A 1,229-nucleotide genomic window follows, 5' to 3' on the forward strand; every position below is an offset into this window, starting at 1 on the left:
CGACGGCGCCGGCTGGCGGCGGGCGCGGCGACGGCGGTGGTCACGGTGGCCGTCGGCACCTTCGCGGTGCTGCCGCGCGGGCACGGCGCGACGCCGGTGACGCCTCCCCCGTCGCCGACCGCGCGGGCCTCGCAGCCCTCCCCCACGCCCGGCGCGTCCTTCTCCCCGGGCCACCTGCCCGCCGGGGACACCGATCCGAACCACTACGTGCCGGCCACCGGCGGCGACCCGCTGGTGGTGGAGGCGACCTTCGGGTGGCAGCCCGACTGGGCCGGTGCCGGGCTCTCCTACGAGGCCACCTCCAGCGGCGAGTCGCGCACGCAGCTGCGGGGCGGCGGCCAGAACGGCCCACGGATCACCCTGGTGCTGCACGCCCTGGGCTTCGACCCGGCGTCCGGCGGCTACGGCCGGCGCGACGACGCCCCACCGGTGGACGGACGTCCGGCCTCCTGGGTGTACAGCGGGACCCAGACGCCCGGCGCGGGCGCCTTCGGACTGCTCTGGCGGACGGAGTCCGGCCGCTGGGCCGAGCTGCAGGCCGACTTCCTGACCGGCCCGGACGCCCAGCCGACCATGGAGCGGGTCGCCGCCGGGGTGCGGGTCTCAGCGGTGCAGGTCCCGCTGCCGGTGCGGATCCCCGGCCTGCCCGCCGACTTCAGGCCCACCTACAGCGCGCTGACCCGCCCGGGCCCGTCCGCCCACGCCTGGGAGCTGGACCTGTCGTTCGACGCGGACAGCACCCACTCGATCGCGCTCTCCGTTCGGCCGATCACGTCGCCGGCGGGCGGGGGTTCGTCCTCGGACGGACCGGACGGTCCGGGCTGCGTCACCCGGCAGGGCGTACGGGTCTGCGTGGCCGCACCGCACGGCGACGCGATGCTGGCCGAGGTCGGCGGGGAGTCCGCCCTGCTGGAGCGGATCCAGCTGCTCGGCACCGACGAGACCCACTGGACCAAGGAGGTGCTGGGCTGACGGACCGCAGATGACGCACGACGGCCGTGCATCCGGGGTCACAGGGGAGTCCCGGGCGCACGGCCGTCAGCGCTCACCGCGTCGGTGCCGCACGGCGACGGCGCATCGGCGCGTCACCGCATCGGCTGCGGATCAGTAGCGGTACTGCTCCGCCTTGTACGGGCCCTCGACCGGGACGCCGATGTAGTCGGCCTGCTCCTGGCTCAGCACGGTCAGCTTCACGCCGAGCGCGTCCAGGTGCAGGCGGGCGACCTTCT

The 1,229-nt window shown here is 76.0% G+C and carries 2 protein-coding genes; one reads left to right on the forward strand and one right to left on the reverse strand.

Annotated features, from left to right (window positions below; translation table 11 throughout):
* Window positions 1-972, forward strand: a 972-nt coding sequence (locus tag ABD323_RS39260) for a hypothetical protein (RefSeq protein ID WP_344446895.1), incomplete at its 5' end; no start/stop codon positions are given.
* A 132-nt stretch (window positions 973-1,104) separates the two neighbouring features.
* Here the strand turns inward: ABD323_RS39260 and ABD323_RS39265 are convergent.
* The coding region (locus ABD323_RS39265; protein WP_344446896.1) for an adenosylhomocysteinase at window positions 1,105-1,229 on the reverse strand (125 nt) is incomplete at its 5' end.

Origin of the sequence: Kitasatospora nipponensis (assembly GCF_039528135.1) — a bacterium.
Taxonomy (GTDB): Bacteria; Actinomycetota; Actinomycetes; order Streptomycetales; family Streptomycetaceae; genus Kitasatospora; species Kitasatospora nipponensis.